Annotated in this window: 15 protein-coding genes; 6 read left to right on the top strand and 9 right to left on the bottom strand. The window is 59.5% G+C overall.

The window, feature by feature from the left end:
• Positions 1-2 precede the first annotated feature (2 nt).
• Positions 3-536, top strand: a complete 534-nt coding sequence (locus AACY42_RS10895; protein ID WP_339479238.1) for a PQQ-dependent catabolism-associated CXXCW motif protein — start codon at positions 3-5, stop codon at positions 534-536.
• Positions 537-595: 59 nt separating this feature from the next.
• Positions 596-1261: a response regulator transcription factor gene (locus AACY42_RS10890; protein ID WP_053122521.1), complete on the top strand. Its 666-nt coding sequence runs from the start codon at positions 596-598 to the stop codon at positions 1259-1261.
• Between the two features lie 233 nt (positions 1262-1494).
• Here AACY42_RS10890 and nahK read toward each other — a convergent pair whose 3' ends face one another.
• The 8 genes from nahK to nosR form a co-directional block, all read right to left on the bottom strand.
• Entirely contained in the window at positions 1495-4137 is a 2643-nt protein-coding gene (gene nahK, locus AACY42_RS10885; RefSeq protein ID WP_339479232.1) for a hybrid sensor histidine kinase/response regulator NahK/ErcS', read from the bottom strand.
• The gene (gene nosP / locus AACY42_RS10880; protein ID WP_339479231.1) at positions 4067-5230 is read right to left on the bottom strand and encodes a nitric oxide-sensing protein NosP; all 1164 of its coding nucleotides are present in this window, start codon (positions 5228-5230) and stop codon (positions 4067-4069) included. Before nosP ends, nahK begins: the two co-directional genes overlap by 71 nt.
• A gap of 317 nt (positions 5231-5547) precedes the next feature.
• Entirely contained in the window at positions 5548-6075 is a 528-nt protein-coding gene (locus AACY42_RS10875; RefSeq protein WP_339479230.1) for a nitrous oxide reductase accessory protein NosL, read from the bottom strand.
• A gap of 30 nt (positions 6076-6105) precedes the next feature.
• On the bottom strand, positions 6106-6933 hold the full coding sequence (locus AACY42_RS10870; protein WP_339479229.1) for an ABC transporter permease: 828 nt from the start codon (positions 6931-6933) through the stop codon (positions 6106-6108).
• A complete protein-coding gene (locus AACY42_RS10865) occupies positions 6930-7847 on the bottom strand; it encodes an ABC transporter ATP-binding protein (RefSeq protein ID WP_339479228.1) in 918 nt (305 codons plus the stop codon). Before AACY42_RS10865 ends, AACY42_RS10870 begins: the two co-directional genes overlap by 4 nt.
• Entirely contained in the window at positions 7844-9163 is a 1320-nt protein-coding gene (locus AACY42_RS10860) for a nitrous oxide reductase family maturation protein NosD (protein ID WP_339479226.1), read from the bottom strand. Before AACY42_RS10860 ends, AACY42_RS10865 begins: the two co-directional genes overlap by 4 nt.
• Before the next feature lie 26 nt (positions 9164-9189).
• Positions 9190-11109, bottom strand: a complete 1920-nt coding sequence (gene nosZ / locus AACY42_RS10855; RefSeq protein ID WP_339479225.1) for a TAT-dependent nitrous-oxide reductase — start codon at positions 11107-11109, stop codon at positions 9190-9192.
• A 53-nt stretch (positions 11110-11162) separates the two neighbouring features.
• Positions 11163-13331 (bottom strand): transcriptional regulator NosR, encoded by a 2169-nt coding sequence (gene nosR / locus AACY42_RS10850; protein ID WP_339479224.1) that lies wholly within the window; start codon positions 13329-13331, stop codon positions 11163-11165.
• Positions 13332-13850: 519 nt separating this feature from the next.
• On the opposite strand from nosR, the gene AACY42_RS10845 reads away from it, so the two are divergent.
• Entirely contained in the window at positions 13851-16520 is a 2670-nt protein-coding gene (locus AACY42_RS10845) for an excinuclease ABC subunit UvrA (protein WP_339479222.1), read from the top strand.
• A 359-nt stretch (positions 16521-16879) separates the two neighbouring features.
• A complete protein-coding gene (locus AACY42_RS10840; protein ID WP_339479220.1) occupies positions 16880-17608 on the top strand; it encodes a helix-turn-helix transcriptional regulator in 729 nt (242 codons plus the stop codon).
• 93 nt (positions 17609-17701) lie between these two features.
• Here AACY42_RS10840 and AACY42_RS10835 read toward each other — a convergent pair whose 3' ends face one another.
• A complete protein-coding gene (locus AACY42_RS10835; RefSeq protein WP_339479218.1) occupies positions 17702-18301 on the bottom strand; it encodes a LysE family translocator in 600 nt (199 codons plus the stop codon).
• 645 nt (positions 18302-18946) lie between these two features.
• Between AACY42_RS10835 and AACY42_RS10830 the strand changes: the two genes are divergently transcribed.
• The gene (locus AACY42_RS10830) at positions 18947-19720 is read left to right on the top strand and encodes an acyl-homoserine-lactone synthase (RefSeq protein WP_339479216.1); all 774 of its coding nucleotides are present in this window, start codon (positions 18947-18949) and stop codon (positions 19718-19720) included.
• A 29-nt stretch (positions 19721-19749) separates the two neighbouring features.
• Complete coding sequence (locus tag AACY42_RS10825; RefSeq protein WP_339479215.1) at positions 19750-20616, top strand: helix-turn-helix domain-containing protein; 867 nt, start codon at positions 19750-19752, stop codon at positions 20614-20616.
• Positions 20617-20636: the final 20 nt, after the last annotated feature.

Genomic DNA, 20636 nt, shown 5'->3' with positions numbered 1-20636 from the left:
CTATGCCCCGCTTGCTGGCGTTCCTCCTGCTGGGTCTGGCGCTAAATGTCGCACAGGCCGATACCGCGCTGTTTTCAGCGCAGGGCTATCGCATCGCCCAATACCGCAGCCCGACGCCCGCCACCATCGACGGCGCCCAGACCCTCGACACCCAGGCCCTGCAACACCTGCTCGGCCAAGCCTCGCCCCCCGTGCTGATCGACGTTTATCGTCGTCCGTGGCTCCAAGGGCGTTTCATCGACAACGAACCCCACGCCAACCTCCCCGGCAGCCTGTGGCTGGCCAATACCGGTGACGGCGATCTCGACCCGACCTGGCAGGGCTACTTCAGCCATCACCTGCGCACGGCCACTGGCGGGCGGCTGGATCTACCGCTGGTCTTTTATTGCCGCGCCGATTGCTGGCTGAGCTGGAACGCGGTAAAACGCGCCGCCGCCATGGGCTATAACCATGTGTACTGGTATCGCGATGGCCTCGATGCCTGGGAGGCGGCCAACCTGCCCCTGCAAGCGGCCCGACCCGAACCCTTTCCCTGATCTTGCAAGAAGTGCGTGTAACTGCCTTGCCCCACACGACAATAACGAGGTGAATGGCCATGTATAAAATCCTGATAGCCGACGATCACCCACTGTTTCGCGAAGCCATCCACAATGTCATCAGCGACGGCTTTCCTGGCAGCGAGGTCATGGAGACCGCCGACCTGGACAGTGCCCTGGCCTTGACTGCCGAGCACGACGACTTGGACCTGATCCTGCTGGACCTGAACATGCCCGGCATGCACGGGCTCAATGGCCTGATCAACCTGCGCAACGAGGCACCGACCATCCCCGTGGTCATTGTCTCTGCCGAGCAGGACAAACAGGTGGTACTGCAAGCCATCACCTATGGTGCGGTGGGTTTCATCACCAAATCCTCGCCACGCTCGCAGATGACCGATGCCATCGAGCAGATCCTAAACGGCAACGTGTACCTGCCCCCCGACATCATTCGCACGCAAAAAAGCCCAATGGGCCGGCGCCTGAACGAAACCCCGGCGTTCCCGCCGGAACTGCTCCAGGCCTTGACCCGCAAGCAACTGCTGGTGCTCGAACGCATGACCAAGGGCGAGTCGAACAAACAGATCGCCTACACCCTGGACATCGCCGAAACCACGGTCAAAGCTCACGTCTCGGCGATCCTGCGCAAACTCAATGTGCACAACCGGGTGCAAGCAATCCTCAGTGCCGGGGATATTGATTTCGGGGCTTATTTGCGGCGTTGAACAGCCGACACAACCCCCTGTGGCGAGGGCGCTTGCTCCCGCAGGGCTTTGTGTAGGCGCTGCCGAAGGCTGCGATCTTTTGGTCTTTCGCTTGGGATTGGGATTCAAGTGTCTGGGAAAGATCGCAGCCTCGTTGCACTCGACAGCTCCTACACAGCTCCTACATAGCTCCTGCACAGCTCCTGCACAGCGCCTGCAGGACCGGCGGGAGCAAGCTCCCAAGGCGGTGCGGCTTAACAACTCGTTGCCCCACCCAACAGATGACTCATCGCAATCTTGAGCTTCATCGGCCGCACCGGCTTGTGCATCAGGGTGTGCCCACGCTCGCGGATCTGCTGCTTGAGTTCGTTGCTGTAGTTGGCGGTGATCATCATGGCCGGGATCGGTGAGGCCCGGCGGGCGTTGATCCGGGCCACGGCATCGACGCCGTTCTGATCGTGGTCCAGGTGATAATCGGCGATCAGCAAATCGGCCTCGGCATGGTAGTTGTCCACCTGGCGGGCCAGGTCCTGTTCCGACAACGCGGTCACTACCTGGCAACCCCAGCCCTCCAGCAAAGTACGCATGCCGGCACAGATCGCCGCATCGTTATCCAGCACCCAGACCCGAGCCCCGCGCAGTCGTTCGAGCATCGGCTCGCTCATGTCCAGGCACGGCAACGGCTTGGGCGCCGTGGCGCTCAGCGGCACGTCGATGGCAAACATCGAGCCCTTGCCGGGCCAGGAGCGCACCTGGATCCGGTGGCCGAGGATCCCGGCGATTTTCTCGACAATCGCCAAGCCCAGGCCCAACCCACGGTCCTGGTTCGGGCGCTGCACGTCGCCGCGCTTGAACTCTTGGAATATTTCCTCCAGGCGGTTCTCGGCAATGCCAATGCCGCTGTCCCAGACCTGAATCGACACGCGCTGGCGGTGTCGCCGGCAACCCAGCACCACCCGGCCGCTGGGGGTGTAGCGAATGGCGTTACTCAGCAGATTGCGCAGGATCCGCGCCAGCAATTGCATGTCGCTGTGCACCAGCACCGAACAGCCGACAAAGTGCAACTCCAGCCCTTCGCTGCGGGCGACCTGGGCGTATTCGGCGGCCAGGTTGTCGAGCAGCTCGCTGAGGCCGAACGGCGCGACATCGGCCTTGATCACCCCCGCGTCCAGCTTGGATATGTCCACCAGGGTGCCCAACAAGTTCTCCACGTCCTGCAGCGAATTGCTGACGTTGCGCACCAGTTGCGCGTTGGCGACCGGTTCGCGGCGCTCAAGCAAGGCACTGGTGAACAGCCGGGCGGCATTGAGCGGTTGCAGCAGGTCATGGCTGACTGCTGCGAGAAACTTGGTCTTCGACAGGTTGGCCTGCTCGGCCTCGCGCTTGGCCTCCCGCAGACGCAGTTCCACCCGGCTACGCTCGTCGATTTCGCGCAGCAACTGATCGTTGAGGGTGGTCAGTTCGGCCGTGCGCTCCTGGACCCGTTGTTCCAGGTTCTGGTAGGCCTGGTGCAGCGCTTCAGCGGTGCGCCGGCGTTCGGTGATGTCGCGGATCAGCACGAAAATCCCGACCACTTCACCGTTGGCCAAGCGGTTGGGTACGTAGGAGCGCAGCATGTAGCGCTCCTGGTTATTGATGTTGGTCTCGGCGAACTCGAACGTCACGCTCTCACCCGCCAACGCCCGCGCCACGTAGGCTTCCAGGCGCTGGTAGTGCTGCTCGCTATGGGCTTCGCGCAGGTTCTGGCCGAGCATCACGCCACGGGGCCAGCAGTACCACTGCTCGTAGACCTTGTTGGTGAATTCATAGACCAGGTCGGCGTTGAGGTAGGCGATCAGCGCCGGCACATGGTCGGTGATCAGGCGAATCCAGCGTTCGCTTTCGCTCAGCGCCTCGGCGTGCTGGTAGCGTTCGGTAATGTCGGTGAAGGTGTTGACGTAACCACCCGTGGGCAATGGATGTGTACGGATCTCCAGGACCCGGCCATCGGACAGGCGCTGCTCGGATTCGTGGATCAGCCGGCCGTTGCTGTCGCGACTGGCCGGGGTCAGCAGTTGCAACTCGCTGTCGGCAATCACTTCGTTGAACGGCCGGTGAGCCGCTACCGGTGCCAGGCCGCTGAGTTCCAGGAAACGCCGGTTCCACAGCTCCAGCACGCCTTGGGCATTGACCATCGCCACGCCCTGGGACAGGTTGTCCACCGCCCGCTGCAACAGGTGGGACTTCTGCGCGATGGCCTGCTCGCGGCGCACGGTTTCACTGAGCTTGACGTCGGTGATGTCGGTAAACAGGATGACCCGGCCGCCCTCCTGGGTCGGCCGCTCGCTGACTTGCAGCCAACGCCCGTTCTGCAAGCGATACAACACGTGCTCGTCGGCTTGTCCGCGGGGTTCTTCGCTGAACAGCCCGTTGGCGGTCATCAGGCGCTTGACCTCGGAAAGCCGCATTCCGGCGATGATGCGCACCCGGCTGTTGGCCCAGAAGGCCTTGAAGCGGCTGTTGAACAGTACGATGCGTTGCTGCTCGTCGAACAGCACAAACGCATCGGAGATGCTTTCGATGGCGTCGATCAAGTGCCGGTGGGCCGTTTCTGCCCGCAGCCGCGCCTCGCCCAGCAGGTGATTGCCGGCCTTGAGCTCAGCCATGGCCTGGTTCAGCGCATCGGTGCGCTCGCGAACCTGCTCGGCCAGCACCACCGAGTGCTGGAACGCCGCATAGGGATCGTTGCCCCGGGTTACGCCGGACTCCACCCGTTCGATCAGCGCATCGTTGATGCGCCGCAACTTGCGGTTTTCATGCTGCTGGGCAGCGAGCTGGGCCTGCAGCTCAACGATGGCCGGGGACGCGATGTCGGGCAATGGCAACTCCGGTGAACGTCTGGTTGATGTGCATGCCATTGAACTGTTCTCCATAGGTGTTGAAGCCCATCACCCGTTGTTCACGCAGGAACTGGCCGATCTGCTCCAGGCCGCCACGGTCTTCCAGCTCCAGACGCCGGAGAAAGCAATCGCAGCCGATGGTCAGCAGCAAGTCACCGAGGCGCGCCTGCAAACCGTCGAACAGCGTTTGCAGGTTCTGCAGCAAGGGGCCGGGGGTCATCGCAGTGAGAACGATGCCGTTCTCCACCGCACAGTAAAAACTCAGGCTCAGGTCCGAGTGCACCTGCTGGATCGCCCGCACGTAGTACTGGTCATTGATGCGCACCGCCAGTGGATGGGCGGCGAAGACCCGGTAGTCGAGGGCGCTCACCGGCACGCCGATGTGCCGGGCGTATTCTTCGGCGGCGGGTTCGGCGTTGAGCTCGTAGACCCGTCGCGAGGCGCTGTCGGCACCGGTCACCACCAGTTTCTCCTCCCGGGGCAGGATGTGATGGGTGGTGAAGACTTCGAATTCCAGCCAGGTATTGATCAACACCACCACCGCCGCGCCGCTGTGGAACTGGCCTTCGAAGTACACGTGGGTGTGGGTCAGGTAGTTGTCATCGCCGGCCGAACCGCCGAAATGCGGGATGTCCCCCAGCGCGGCGCTCAAGGCCGCCAGCACCATTTCTTCGCGGCTGGACAGGCCATCGAGCAGGGTCAAGGCGAAACTGTGGCCCTTGATCGGTGCCAAGGCGTTACTGCGACAGCCGCTCGCCAGGCGCTCGACCATTTGCTGGGCGTCGATCAGGCTGAAGTGCTCCATTTCACCGATCAGTTCGGCGGCAATGGAAAAGTGCCGATGATCGAACCCCACCGCCGTCACACAGTTGCGACCATATCCCTGGGCGGTGATTTCACCGGCGCTGGTACAGCCCACCAGGCGAATTCCACCGAAACTCTGGGACAACGCCTGGCCCAGGGCCGGCAGGTCATATTCGGCAGAACAGAAAAACAGCACGAAGCCCAGGTGCGGGTGCAACAACTGCCGCGCCAACGCTTGGGCCACCTGCTGGACGTCCGTCGCCTGGGACATGGCGCTCACCACACCTTCGCTCTGGGCCTGCTGCATCTTCGCCTCCGGCGGGTGCGTGATAGGAGCCCTGAGTGTACGAAGCCGCGCCCGGTCGACGAATGCTACTTGGGTAGTGGGTGGACGCTTCCATGGGATGAGATTGATGCACAATGTGGCGAGAGCTTACTCCCGCCAAGGTCACCAGGAGCTGTGTAGGAGCTGTCGAGTGTAACGAGGCTGCGATCTTTCCCCAGACACTTGAATCTCAAGCGAAAGATCAAAAGATCAAAAGATCGCAGGCTTCGCCAGCTCCTACAGACCTCAGCAAGGGCACGTTCCCTCACCGCAAAGAGCGGTTCGTTGCCCAGGCTATATCAGTGGCTCATCGGCGACATGGCGGTGGCCTGCCCCAGCAGTTTCTGGTCGATGTCTTCCAGGCGCAGCACCCGGCCGCCGCTGTCGCTGGCGAGTTTTTGTGCCGCCTGGGGGTCGGAGAACGAGGCCAGGACCACACCCATGGCGCCTTTAAGCCCGCTGCCGATGACGAAGTAGGCGGTTCGGGCGTCGATCAGATGGGTGTCATCCGGTGTATCCCAATGGCTGCGGCCCATGTCGTGGACATACAGTTTGACGTCGGCTCGATGGTTTTCCGGCTGCAACCACCAGCCCAGCATCTCCGCCGGCGAGCAAAATTTCTTTACCCCCCCTGCCCCGACCGCCGCGCCCTTGGGCCCGGGGAAGTCAGTGATGACCATGCCGCACACATGGCACTCGTCACTGGGATGAAACGCCAGCGCCGCCTCGCTGGCCGCAGGTGGCTCGGCTTTGCCGCAGGCCGCCAGCGCCAAACACATCAACACCCCGGCCAAGAGGCGACCCCCCATGAGGTACATCTTGTTCATCGTTGCATGCTCCCTTATCAAGATTGAAATTCACGGGCACCGGCGATTGAACAACCGATAGGCCAGCCACAACGGAACCGTCATCCACAGGCCCAGGCACAGCCAGAGCAAAGGCGCCGACACCGGCAGGTCGCTGCCCAAGGTCAACACCGCGGCGCCGCTGGACGCCTCGAACCCGGACAGGTTGATCAGCCGATACACGTCGGTAGGGTTCAATAGCAGCAGCCATGGCAACAGTTCCGGGCTGAAGCGCCCCTCGCTCAGCACCAGCAACGCCAGCAAGGCCAGGTCGAACACCAGCACGAAGAAAAACCAGACCCCCAGCGCCAATCCGGCCGCGGTGGATTTCTCTGCCGACACGCAGCTCAGCACATACGCCAACCCGAGGAACACCCAGCCCAGCAGCGTGCTGGATGCCATGAAGCGACCGAAGGCCCAGAGCAGCTGGCTCAACTGGACATCGTCCACCAACAGGGCGATGGCAAGCATTGCGCAGCCAAAACCGATGAAGGTGGCAAGGGCCAGGATCAAGCCGTGCCCCGCAAACTTGCCCAGCAGCAATTGGCCGCGCCCCAACGGGTAGGTCAGCAACAGCAGCAAGGTGCCGCTCTCGTCCTCGCCGACAATCGCGTCATAGGCCAGCAGCAAGGCAATCAAGGGCATCAGGAAGGTCGCCAGGCTGGACAGGCTCGCCACCGTGGCAGGCACCGAGGTGAACCCCAGTTGACCGGACGCCGCCGCGCCGAGCCAGGCGATGCCAATCGCCAGCACCGCGAACAACAGGCTGATCGCCAACAACCAGCGATTGCGCAGGCCGTCGCTGAACTCCTTGCGGGCCATGTTCCAGACCGGATTCATAGGCTGGTCTCCTCGGCAGCGGCACGGACCATGTAATGACGATACAAATCCTCCAGCGACGGCGGCTTGATCTCGACATCCGACGGGTCATCCTGGGCCAGTAGCTGGCGCAGCAATTTAAGCTTGCTGCCATCCGGCGCGGACACCTGCACCCCTTCGGCCCCCCACCCTTGGGTGGCGTGCCCTTCACTGCGCCAATGCTGGCGAAGCCAGTCGGCCCGCGATAGGCCCGAGGCCCGGATCAGCGTCGGCAACCCCGCGTCCTCCCGCAGCCGGGCCAGGCTGCCCAGGGCCAATAGACGCCCTCGGGTGAGAATCGCGGCGCGGTTGATGTGAGCTTCCACGCCAGGCAAGACGTGAGAACAGAGAATGATGCTGCTGCCCTGCCAACGCAGGCGGTCGAGCAACTGATAGAGGTCCTGGGTGGCGATGGGGTCCAGGCCTACGGTCGGTTCATCCAGCAATAACAGGCGCGGCTGGCCGAGCAGTGCCTGGGCCAGACCAAGACGCTGGCGCATGCCCTTGGAATACGTCTTCACACGCCGTGTCGCGGCAGCCGCCAGCCCGACCTCCTCCAGCAAACGCTGCACCTGCTCCGGTGCGGCACCTTTGAGCCGGGCAAAATGGCGCAAGGTTTCCAGCCCGCTCAACTGCGGATAGAACATCACGTTCTCGGGCAGATAACCGAGCATCTGCCGCACGCTCGGGTCGCTGGGCGCGCGCCCGAAGACACGTACCTGCCCCTCGCTGGCCCGCAGCAAACCGAGGATCAGCTTCATCGTGGTGGTCTTGCCCGCACCGTTATGCCCGAACAGGCCGAGCACCTCGCCCTGGCCCAGGTTCAAGTCCAGCCCGCGCAGCACGGCGACATCGCCATAGTACTGGCTGACACCTTCGATCTCGACGACGTTCAAGACACATCCTCCCGGATACTGTTGCGTGGCGGGGGCTGGACAGGCGTATCCATCAGCGGATGACTGTCCATCACCCCGGGGGATTTCATCACTGGGAAGGCTCGCTGCACCCAGCGCAGCAGTTCGATCCCCGGACTGTTCATCAACAACCGCACCTGGGGATACAGCCACAGCAGGCGATCCACGTTGTCGTTGGGTTCATAGGCCACATCGCCCAAGCCGTCGCCGTTGCGATCCCAGCCCAGGTAGTCGCTCCAGTAATTGCCGCGGCCATCCACCGACCACTCCTGCAACCGCGTGGCAACGTATTTGACCTGACGCTGGTTGTGGACGAAGGCATTGCCGGCGATGCGGTTATCCTCCGAGCCGGCCGTCAGGTGGATGCCCACGGCGCTGCGCTGGAAATGATTGCCTTCGATGCGGTTGAACAACGAGTTGTAAATGAACAGGGCCTTGCCCTCGGCACCCGTGATCATGGTGTCGCCGGTGGACCCGTCGCGCACGTCGGTGACGACGTTGTCGCGCAGTGTGGAATAGGTGATGTAGTTCATCAGGATCCCGTAGTTCTGATCCTGTTCGGAGCGATTGCCGATGACCGTCAGCTGGCGGCTTTGCATCAAGGCATAGCCAGTGCGGGTGCGCCGGGTGACGTTGTCCAGCAGGCGATTATCGTTGGCGAACATGTAATGCACGCCGTAGCGCAGGTCCTCCAGGACATTGCCCTGGAGCAGATTGCCATTGGACGTGTCGATGTAGATGCCGTCGCGGGTTTCGCGCACTTGGTTGCCGATGACCCGGGCGCCGTGTACCGCATACAAATGGATGCCATTGCCACGGTCCTGGGAGCGCAGGCTGGGGTCGCCCTGGATGCGGTTGTCGATCAGGCTGACGTCCCGGGTGCCATCGACCCAGATACCGAAGCCCTGGCCCTGCATCCGGTTGCCACGCACCACGGCCCCTTGGGCGAGCGGTTGGATGAACACGGCCGCATTCATGGCCGTCAGGTCGTGGCCCCAGTCCAGGAACGTACACCCCTGAATCCGCACGTTCGGGGCACGAATGATCACGCCATTGCCCTCGCCCTGGCCCTGGAATACGGCATCCGGCGCACACGTGAGGGTCATGGGTTGATCGATGCTGAACGAGCCCCGGTACTGGCCCGCAGGCAGTCGCCATTGCTGATCGCCCTCGGCCTGCAAAGGCAAATCGGTGATCGGCTGCGGCGCACCGAGCGCGCCGCCCGATAGCAGGCACAGCACCAGCGCAATGACCGATTGGCAAGCGTGGCCTGCAGGTTGCGGCTTTTTCCCGGTCATTGCACCTGTCTCCTTGACGAGCCGTCTCAGGCCTTTTCAACCAGCATGCGCCCGACCATTTCCATGTGCAGGGCGTGACAGAACCAGCTGCAGTAGTACCAGTGCAAACCAGCCTTGTCGGCGGTGAACGTGATGGATGAGGTCTGTTGCGGGCTGATCTCCATGCTTGCGCCATGGTTGGTCATGACAAAGCCGTGGGACACGTCCTCGATCTGGTCGATGTTGGTGATGGTCACCGTCACCTCGTTGCCTTGCTTGACGGTGAACTCCGTCAGGCCATAGGTCGGCGCCATCGAGGTCATGTACACCCGCACCTTGTTGCCGTCGCGGATGACCTTGTTGTCGGTTTCCAGGTTGATGCCGTCCTTCTTCGCCCGCTCCACGGTGCCTGCGAAGAACGGATCGTTGCGGTTCCAGATTTTCTGGGGCTTGATCTGGTCGCGTCGCGCGAGAATGCAGTCATGCGGTTCGGCGAAGGCCGGGCCGTCGTGCACCAGCTTCATTTCGTCACCGGAAATATCGATCAGTTGATCGTTCTCCGGGTGCAATGGGCCGGTAGGCAGGAAGCGGTCCTTGGAAAACTTGCACAACACCACCAGCCACTTGCCGTCCGCCTCGCTGGTTTCGGTGAGGGATGCATGGTTGTGGCCGGGCTGGTACTGGACGTCGAGCTTCTGCTTGATGTAATTGACCTTTTCGCCCTTGTAGGCGCGGATGGCATCCTCCATGTTCCACTTCACCACTTGGCTGTCGATGAACAGCGTCGTGTAGGCATAGCCGCGCCCGTCGAACGTGGTGTGCAGCGGCCCGAGCCCCAGTTCCGGCTCGGCGACGATCACTTCGCGTGGATCCTTGTAACGGTCGTTGAACAGGTCATCCAGACGGTCGATGGCGATCATCGAAACCGTGGGCGACAGCTTGCCGTTGGCGATGAAGTATTTGCCGTCCGGCGAGGTATTGAGCCCGTGGGGGTTCTTCGGCACGGGAATGTAGCGAGTGAACTCGGAGTCCTTGCCATCGGTCTTGCGGCCATCGACCACCGGCACCTTGGAGCCGTCCAGGTTAATGAACTTGCCGGCCTTGATCGCCGCCTCGATACGCGCAATGTTGAACACCACCACCCAGTCGCGCTCGTTGCGCATCATGCCGCCCAGGTCGTAGGCCTTCTCGGAGTTGTAGCAGGTGCTGGCGGCGTATTTGCCGGTGTAGTCAGCGTCGGAGTTGTCCAGGTTGCCGTCGACGATCACCTGGAACGCCATTTCCATTTTCTCGGCATCAATGGCGTTGAACATCGTGAAGCTGTTTTTGTCTTGCAGGTCGAAGGTATGACCGTCGTTGGGGTGCGGGATCACGAACTCAGCGTTGGCGAACACGTACTTGGTGTACGGCACCTTTTGCAGGCGCAGGCCGTGAATGGCTTGTACGTTGGGCACGGTGAGGATCTTGTCGCACTTCATGATGTCCAGGCGAATGCGCGCGACCCGGGAGTTGGCCTTGTCGTTGATGAACAGGTATTTGCCGTCGTACTTGCCGTCAGTCATGGAGATGTGCGGGTGGTGGCAATCGCCGTTCTGGTACTTGGCGCTGTCGCCCAGGATGTCCTTGCTTTCGTTGGTCAGGCCCCAACCGGTGGCCGAATCGACGTTGAACACCGGGATGCGCATCAGTTCACGCATCGATGGCACACCCAGCACCCGCACCTCGCCCTGGTGGCCGCCGCTCCAGAAACCGTAGTATTCGTCCAGCTCCCCAGGCCCGACATGGATCTTCGACTTGGCCTCCTTGGCCGCCGCCGCCCAGGACTCACGGGTGAACGTCCCGGCCCCCAGCGCCGTCGCGCCGGCCAGTACCGCACCCGTTATCGCGCCGGTGCCGAGAAAACTGCGCCGACTGACCCCCCTGGGCTCTTCCTCCGAGCCTGGGGTTTGGTTTTTTTTGTCGCTCATGCTGTGTGCTCCATAAAGAATGAAACGGTCAAGGGACAGGCCATTGGGGTGCCTCAAGGCGCCGGGTTCACCTGCACCACGGGAATCAGTTGCGCATCGGTCGCGGTCGCCTTGCCGCGCTTCTTGCGCTTGTTGATCAGCGGCGGGCATTTGTTTTCGTTGTGCCAGGTCATCTGGCAGTCGAGGCAGTAATGGCATTCGTTGGCATTGATCCGGCCGTCGGGATGAATCGCCTGGATCTCGCATTCCTTGGCGCACAGTTGGCAGGGGTTACCACACTCCTTACGCCGCTTGAGCCAGTCGAACAGCCGCAGCCGGGTCGGCATCGCCAGGGCCGCGCCCAGCGGGCAGACGTAGCGGCAATAGACCTTGCGGGTAAACAGGTTGATCACCAGCAGGCCCACTGCGTAGGCCACGAACCACCACTGGCGGTCGAACCTGAGGGTGATGGCGGTCTTGAACGGTTCCACTTCGGCCAGCCGTTCGGCGGTGGCCATCGATTCCAGCGAAACGCCGAACAGCACCAGCAAAATGATGTATTTGATCGCCCACAGTCGCTCATGCACGGCGAACGGCAACTCGTATTGGGGCACCTTGAGCTTGCGCGCCAGTTCGTTGATCAACTCCTGCAATGCGCCGAACGGACACAGCCAGCCGCAGAACACCCCGCGCCCCCACAGCAAAATGCTGGCGGCGGTGAACACCCAGAGGATGAAGATCAGCGGATCGGTGAGGAACAGCTCCCAACGAAAGCCTTCGAACAAGGCGTGGACGAAGGTCAGCACGTTGACCACCGACAACTGCGCCAAGGCGTAGCCGCCGAGAAACACCACCGTGAAGACCAGGTAACCGCGGCGCAGCCAATGCAACAGCGTCGGCCGTCGGGCCAGTGAATCCTGGAAAAACAGGATCGCCGTCAGCACCAGCAGGGCTACGCCAAGCACGCTGATTTCGACACTTTTCTGATACCAGAGCGTCAGCCACATCGGCCGGCTGGCTTCTTCGGCGGCCGCCAGTTGTTCGGCGGTCGGCAATGGCCGCTCCAGGTAGGGCTCTGGCAACTGATAGGCCAGCTCAAAGCTGCTGAAAATACCGCTGACCGGCCCGGTCTGGCGACGGATCAGCAGCTCCAGGCTCCAGGGTGAACCGGGGTCGAAACGGTGGGACGCGCGAACAATGAAGACCGCCATTTCGTCGAACTCAGGCATGTCCTCGGCGGCCACATCATCCAGACGTTGGAAGTCCATGTCGCGGAAGCTGATGACGTCGCCGAACTGGCGCACCAGCACCCGGTCGAAAATGCCGCCGCGCACATAACCCGAGCCCTTGAAGGAATACCGCCCGCGGCCCATCACGGCAATGGCTTGCTCGCCGGGCTTGAGCTCGCTCATCAGCGAGCGGTACTGCGTATCGCCCAATAAATTGCGACCGATGGTGGGCGGGTTGAGGTGGGTGACGTACAGGTCGATGAACGTGTCGTCGGCCTGGGCGGCGCTGGCGACTTCAACCTGCTCGGCGTCGGTACCTTTGAAGGTGGCGTCTACTTGACCGCGAGTCAGGTGCAAGCGCCGTACAGCGCCGTTGCCGGTCAAGGTCTTCCAGTCGGCGGGCTCGTAGATGTCCTGACGCACACGTGCCGGCGCCACGGCCAACCCCGCATCGCCCTTGACCAGGCCCAGGGACACTGCGACATCGTGGGCGGCGCGCATGATGACTTCATTGACCACCATCGCCGTCACGGTGGCCCCGGCGATGGCATCCACGGTCACGGCATTCGGATCGCTGGAATGCCCCACCACCACCCGTTGGTTGACCTTGATGCCGCTGTAGCGCGCGCTGAACGCGTGAAGTTTTTCTTCGGCGATGCCGATCAGCAGAATCGGCTCATGGTGTTCGAGCACATAGGCATCGAGAATCACACCGGCCGGATCGAGAATGACCTGGACATTAATTGGCTTGCCTGAATAGGCGGGAATGTCCACCACGTCCAGGCTTTGGAACACATAGCCCAGGACCTTGCCGGCAGCGGACAGCTTGCGCACCTTGAACCGCCCTTCGGGCTCGGAGATCGAATCGGTCTGATTCAGGACATGGTGGATGCGCTGTTGCGGGGTGTCGCCGTAGTCCCTGGCCTGGGCCAGGCCCGTGAATAACAGCAGGAAAACGAACAGCCCACGGAGCCAGAAGCGGGATAGGTGCAGCATCACAAAAGGAGGGGTCATGGAAGCCAGGGCTTAAAGACAGGATCTTGGCGATCATGGTAGGGGTCGGCCCCTTCTTCGGCCCTTGATTGAAATCAACTTGGGAAAAACTTAAGCCCGAATCCATGTGCAGACGCGAGCCCCCGTTGCGGCGAGCGCCCCCCGCTGGAGCAGTAGGTGCTGCACAGGAGCCGTGCAGGAGCTGTCGAGTGCAACGAGGCTGCGATCTTTCCCCAAACACTTGAATCTCAAGCGAAAGATCAAGATCAAGATCAAGATCAAAAGATCGCAGGCTTCGCCAGCTCCTACAGAGCCCTGCGCGGGCAAGCGCCCTCGTCAGCTATCGGGGGGCCGTATCCTTGGGAAAAATCTGCAGATGTGTTTCTCATCTCTTGCGCCCAACGTAAATTTTTATCGCACGTGAACGGTTGAACCCGGTCGCATAATTGTCAGCGCTGTGATCCAGTCCACTCTGCCCACGCCATAATGCAGCGCCATAACGCCCTGAAGCGTTGCACCAACGTCCACAAGGAATGCCCGATGCCCCCACGCTCCGCCCCCGCTTCAACCGCTGACTTGGCACAAGCCACCGGTTTCGTCCGGGTGCGTGGCGCCCGCGAACACAACCTCAAGAATGTCGACGTTGACATCCCCCGCGATGCCCTGGTGGTGTTTACCGGTGTGTCGGGGTCTGGTAAGTCGTCGCTGGCCTTCTCTACGCTCTACGCTGAAGCCCAGCGTCGTTATTTCGAGTCCGTTGCGCCTTATGCGCGGCGCCTGATCGACCAGGTGGGCGTGCCGGACGTGGACAGCATCGAGGGCTTGCCGCCGGCAGTCGCCTTGCAGCAACAGCGCGGCACGCCCAGCGCACGCTCATCGGTGGGCAGCGTCACCACCCTGTCGAGCCTGATTCGCATGCTCTACTCCCGCGCCGGCAGCTACCCTGCCGACCAACCGATGCTCTATGCCGAGGATTTCTCGCCCAACACGCCACAGGGTGCCTGCCAGCAATGCCATGGCCTCGGCCGGGTCTATGAGGTGACCGAAGCGTCCATGGTGCCAGACCCGTCACTGACCATCCGCGAGCGCGCCGTGGCCGCCTGGCCCATGGCTTGGCAGGGCCAGAACCTGCGGGACATCCTGGTGACCCTGGGCTATGACGTCGACATCCCCTGGCGCGACCTGCCGAAGAAGCAACGGGGCTGGATTCTCTTCACCGAACAAACCCCGACTGTTCCGGTATACGCCGGGCTCACCCCAGCCCAGACCCGTGCGGCTCTCAAACGCAAGCTCGAACCGAGTTACCAGGGCACGTTCAGCGGCGCCCGACGCTACCTGCTGCACACCTTCATGCACTCCCAAAGCGCGCAGATGCGCAAACGCGTGGCGCAATACATGCGCGCCAGTCCTTGCCCGGTGTGCGATGGCAAACGCCTCAAACGCCAGGCGTTGAGCGTGACCTTTGCCGGCCTGGACATCGCCGAGCTGTCGCACCTGCCGTTGCTTGAGCTGGCCGAAGTGCTCAAGCGTGTCCTGGCGCCCGACTATCTGGAACAGGCCGATGAAACGGGAGACGTCCTCAGCCACCGACAAACCCGAGAAGCCCGCGAGCAACGCGCCGCCAGGGGCGACAACCCGCACGCGGGTGGGCCCGACGCGCGCCACACGCCCAACCTCTCCCTGGAGAAACGCCTGGCCGCCCAACGCATCGCCGCTGAACTGCTGGAGCGGATCGTCACCCTGAACGACCTGGGCCTGGGCTACCTCGCCCTGGAGCGCAGCACGCCGACGCTTTCGTCCGGCGAACTGCAACGCCTGCGCCTGGCGACCCAGCTCAATTCCCAGCTATTCGGGGTGATCTACGTGCTGGACGAACCCTCCGCCGGCCTGCACCCAGCCGACAGCGAAGCGTTGTTTGGCGCCTTGCAACGCCTCAAGGCAGCGGGCAACTCGGTGTTTGTGGTCGAACATGACCTCGATACCATGCGTCGCGCCGACTGGCTCATCGACGTAGGCCCGGACGCCGGCGAACAAGGCGGAAAAGTCCTCTACAGCGGTCCGCCGGCAGGCCTTGGACAAGTGTCTGAATCACGAACCCGCGCCTATCTTTTTGACGAAGAACACACTGCGCCGCGCAGCCCACGTGCGCCGAGGGATTGGCTGCGCCTGGAAGGCATCACCCGCAACAACCTCGACAACTTGAGCGCGGCCTTCCCCTTGGGTTGCTTCACCGCCGTGACCGGCATCTCCGGCTCAGGCAAATCCAGCCTCGTCAGTCAGGCCCTGCTGGATCTGGTCGGCGTCCACCTGGGCCAGGCCAGCCCCAACGCCGAACCCGATGAGCAAAGCCTGGAAGACGAGCCCGTGCAAACCAGCGCTGGTCGCGTCACCGCCGGACTCGACGCGGTCAAGCGGCTGGTGCAGGTAGACCAGAAGCCCATCGGGCGCACCCCGCGCTCCAACCTCGCCACCTACACCGGGCTGTTCGATCACGTGCGCAAACTGTTCGCCGCGACAGAGCAGGCGCAGGCACTGGGATTCGATGCCGGGCGATTTTCCTTCAATGTCGCCAAGGGCCGTTGCGAGACCTGCGAAGGCGAAGGCTTTGTCAGCGTTGAATTGTTGTTCATGCCCAGCGTGTACGCCCCCTGCCCCACCTGCCACGGCGCGCGCTATAACCCGCAGACCCTGGCGGTGAGCTGGCAAGGCCTGGATATTTCCCAGGTGCTGCAACTGACCGTAGACCAGGCGCTTGAGGTGTTTGTCGAGCAAGCGGCGGCCAGGCGCTCATTGCAGGTGCTGCAGGATATCGGGTTGGGCTACTTGCGCCTGGGCCAACCGGCTACGGAACTGTCCGGCGGCGAAGCCCAGCGGATCAAGCTGGCGACAGAACTGCAGCGCAAGACCCGAGGAATGACGTTGTATGTGCTGGACGAACCGACCAATGGCTTGCATCCCCAGGACGTGGATCGCTTGCTGGTGCAGTTGAATCGCTTGGTGGAAGAAGGTCATACGGTGGTTGTGGTGGAGCATGACATGCGGGTGGTGGCGCAGAGCGACTGGGTCATCGATATCGGCCCGGGGGCTGGAACCCAGGGCGGAAACGTGGTGGTTTGCGGGGCCCCTAAAACCGTGGCGAAATGCCAGACGAGTCGAACGGCAGCGTTCTTGAAAAGGCTTTTGCAGCGTGACGATCAAAAGGATTCTTAATGTTTCCCGCTGTTACGAAAAAGCTGTCTATACTGCCCTCCAGTTAATCGTTTCAGTAGTCGAAATTAACTACAACCTCAGGGTAAAGGCTGAGGTTGCCAGGCAAGGATGCAAAATGACATCACCCCAGTTGAGAGAGCAACAATTACACAGCGGGATGAAAGGTTATGATCGCGCTCTGAAGCGAACCCCGATGAAACGCAGGGCCCCACCCGAGACGCCTACGACAGCGGCCCCAAACCAATATGGGGCGGTTGATGCCAGCGCTGTAAAACTTCCCTCCTCCGCTTGGCGAATATCAAGGTGAAACCTCTGACTACATAAAGGTATTCACATTAATATTTTCGAGCGCATCCATTATGCTCAAACACATCTCCAGCCACCTGCTCAGTTTAATTCTAGAGGTGGAGAATAATATTCCAGGAAAAAGCCAACACGAGTACACCGAGATATTGGGTTGGACGTTCTCGAAGCTAGGGCTTGAAAAATTTGCTTATGTTCACCTGGAACCCATGCCCTTCGATAACTGCAAAGTATCCATCCACAGCAATTATCCCGCCGAATGGGTGGAAACCTACCGCAAGAACTCACTTCACAAATCAGACCCGGTCATGGCCAATACAGCCATTACCGCCACGCCGTTTTTCTGGAATGAAATCCCACAAAAAATAGACAATAATCCGGAAATATTTGATCAATCCGCGCCCTATGGCATCAAGCAAGGATTCACCATTCCGATTCATGAACCAGGTCGATCATTCGGCTCTATTCATTTATCTTCGGAAGAAAATGATCCCGATTTCCCGACCATTGTCCGTGAGAACATGGTGATCATTCAAACGCTCAGCATTATCGCCAATCAACACCGCCCGATTGAAACGGGCGTAGAGCACAACCTCAAACTATCGTCCAGGGAAACTGAATTCCTGCGCTGGCTGGCGCTTGGGAAAAACTATAAGGAAATCGGCCTGATCATGAACATCACTGAGCGAACAGTGAAGTTTCACGCCAAACATATGACTGAAAAAATGGAGTGTACCAATGTCAAGCAAGCCATGTTCAAAGCGGCGCAGCTGAACCTTATCTAAAAATGCCTTGCGCTGGATCGTAACTACCTGCATGGCCGCGGCGGCGATCCAATTATTCGAATCCACCCCCTCAAGCGCAACATCAGAACACAGTCAGGCAAAATTCACCTGGGATGCGATATTGAAAAGCATGCCGCAAGCGAACAACCCAATCACCAAAGAAATGGCGCGATTCAAAAATCGCCCAGACACAATTGCGTGAAATTTCCGGCTACAAAAAGCGCCCGTCGCGATCCACACAAGCCCCACCGGAAAGATAATCCCTGTAAATAGCAGAATGAATGACAGCCAGTTGTCCAGCGCCAGGAATGTGCCTGCTGGCGCAACGAAGGAAACAAAAAACAATCCTTTGGGATTGGTCAGCGTTGCAACAAACAGAAGCGGAACGGTAATCCCCGGTGCTGCACCAGACGCATTGTCTTTTACCGAAAACCAAAGCTTCAAGGAAATATAAAACAAAAAGCATACGGCAAAAATCTTGGTCGCGATCACCACCCACGAGTGATCAGTCATTAACAAGTCAATGAATACCCCCCACAGCGTCATCTGAATAACGTATGCCAACCACTCGGCTGCGACAAAACGCATTGAGAGCGTACTGAGCCCCCTACTTATACCGGCTTGCAACAAGAGTGAGTTCGTTGGCCCCGGCACCATCAATACGGTCAACAACGAGAGCGCAATATAATTCATAGCATCCATCCATAGCAGAAGCCTATACGGCTAACTTTGAGGGCCTGACCAATCCATCATCTTTCTACATGACATCAAGCATGAGTCACATGAGGCTCGTTTCGGGCCTTATTTGGAAAACTCCAAGTTATACGAGGTCATACAACACGCTTAATAGAGCAATAAGACTAGACCGACATCAATGTGCCACATACCAATCCTCACTCGTCGATAGATATCCTTTGAGCTCACAGGCAACAAGTCACCCCGTGAACGAAAGGCAGCGCGTTCGTCACTAGATGACGCGTTGATGACAATCATCGGGCCAGTCTCAGCAATCGCCATTTTTTTGACCCAATAACTATCAAACAGTTACGAACTTAGTTTTGTATCAGTCAATAAAACAACACATGAATTCTGTTTCATCACACCCGACATTACTTGAGCAACAGCAACTAGCCGCTATGCCAACCCTGCACTTTTTTGATCCACTGCGATACAAGCCCGCAACTAAATAGCACCTCCAATGACTATAAGGCCATCGCAGAAGCCGACCTACTAAATTAGGCTGCGCACTCTACAAGTCAAAGACTGTACTTTAGGACAGTTGAAATACCTTAATGCAACGTTAACAGTAGCTTCACCTGCAGCCAAAAAGTCGCACTCATGAACTACTTCCCCCACACCTATGGATTTTCCGGCGTATACACCAGCATCGTAAGCCACTCAAAAATCCCACTCAAAATCCTCGAACAAATATTATCCATTCGCAAACTTGCCTTTATCGACCGAAAGAAGTGGGACATTGAAAGCTATCAAGGCAGCAACTATGAGTGGGATGAATACGACGACCCCGACGCGATCTATATCTACACCCATCAAAATGGCCGAGTCACAGGCTGTGTTCGACTACGCCCCTCCAATAAACCCACGCTGATGAGTGGCCCCTTGAGCTTTATCCTTCCAGCCGAAGAAGCCAGACCTCGTCTGGACAAATGTTGGGAGGCCACAAGATTTGCACTTTCAGCCAACAACTTCGCCACAGGACAACTAACTCAAGCCAATGTAGACATTCGCACAGCGGCACTTTTTTTGTCAATGATTAAGTTTGCCCAACAACAAAAAATACACACTTATGAAATTGTCGTTGACACCCTGATGGAAAAAATCCTGAAGCGTGCCGGATGGACAGTTGAACGACTCAATACAGCCTTAGGTTCGAAAGGAGAGAAGATCATCTATGGCGCATTGCCTTGTACACTCAAAACTTATGAAGAGGTCCTTAACAAGAATGCAATCAACAGCACCATCGTATTTAATCAAGCCCTGATACCCCACCACTCGTCGGATACACTTCAGATATCCAGGACCATCGCCCAGACACTCCCAGACCGAAACATTCCAGCAAAGACACGCATGCACACTGAACTGCAGCTATAATCAAATACTTGGATGATTTTGGAGAAAGGATGAACCTGCAACGATTATTCCCGCACGTTGGCAAAGTTATTGCCAGTACAGGTAGCCGCAATTTCCCTCGTCTGTTGCACGACCTGATACTCACGGAAATTCCCGTGGACGCAACACACATTACCGAGCAACGGATCGGCACAAGTAACATGTCAGAACCAAGCACCTCCAGCATCGGCTGCGTCGGTATGGACAACGCCTGCATCGATGCCCTCATGGACACTCATACCGCCAAGCCTTTTTTCCTGGCGGACGACATTCTCTTTGAAGACGCAGCAGCGCAAAAAATACCCAACTTTTCCCGATGCCTGCTGACCTGCGAGCGTTCGGAAAAAGCGCCTGGTCACAACGCAACGTCGCAGTTACACCTGACCACCCGAAAGAATGGTCGTCGTTATGTGCTGTCCATATATCGATCGCCTCTTTCAAAGGGATTTTCCGCTCAGGAACATGCACTGCTAAAAGACTTTTCCTGTCTTTTATTGCCCATGGTCGAAGAACATGTAGCCGCCCTTATTTCACCGGAACCCACTCGGCAGGACCCTTTCCTGACATTGGACGCGTCGGAAAACGGTGGCATGGAAGCGCTGCGCCAAAGGTTCGCTGATCGACTGCTTTTATCGGGATTGAGTTTGTCCTCTCGTGAAACGGAAGTGTGCGTCGGTCTGCTCGCCGGGCGCACAGCTCCCGAACTTGCTGAACAACTGAACCTGAAAGTCAATACGGTCGAAAGTTATCTGAAGCGCGCCGCTATCAAGATGGGCATTGGCGGGCGTCGTTCGCTGATCCGTTGGATGCATTCGATGGATGCCACACCGGCTCACATGGAATGGAATGACAGTACCGCGATTCAACAAGCCGTATAACCTACCCCCAACGATTGCTC

This window comes from Pseudomonas sp. RL_5y_Pfl2_73 (genome assembly GCF_963970515.1).
GTDB lineage: Bacteria > Pseudomonadota > Gammaproteobacteria > Pseudomonadales > Pseudomonadaceae > Aquipseudomonas.
Note: the sequence above shows the minus strand (reverse complement) of the source record. Positions and strands in the feature narration are given on the sequence as shown.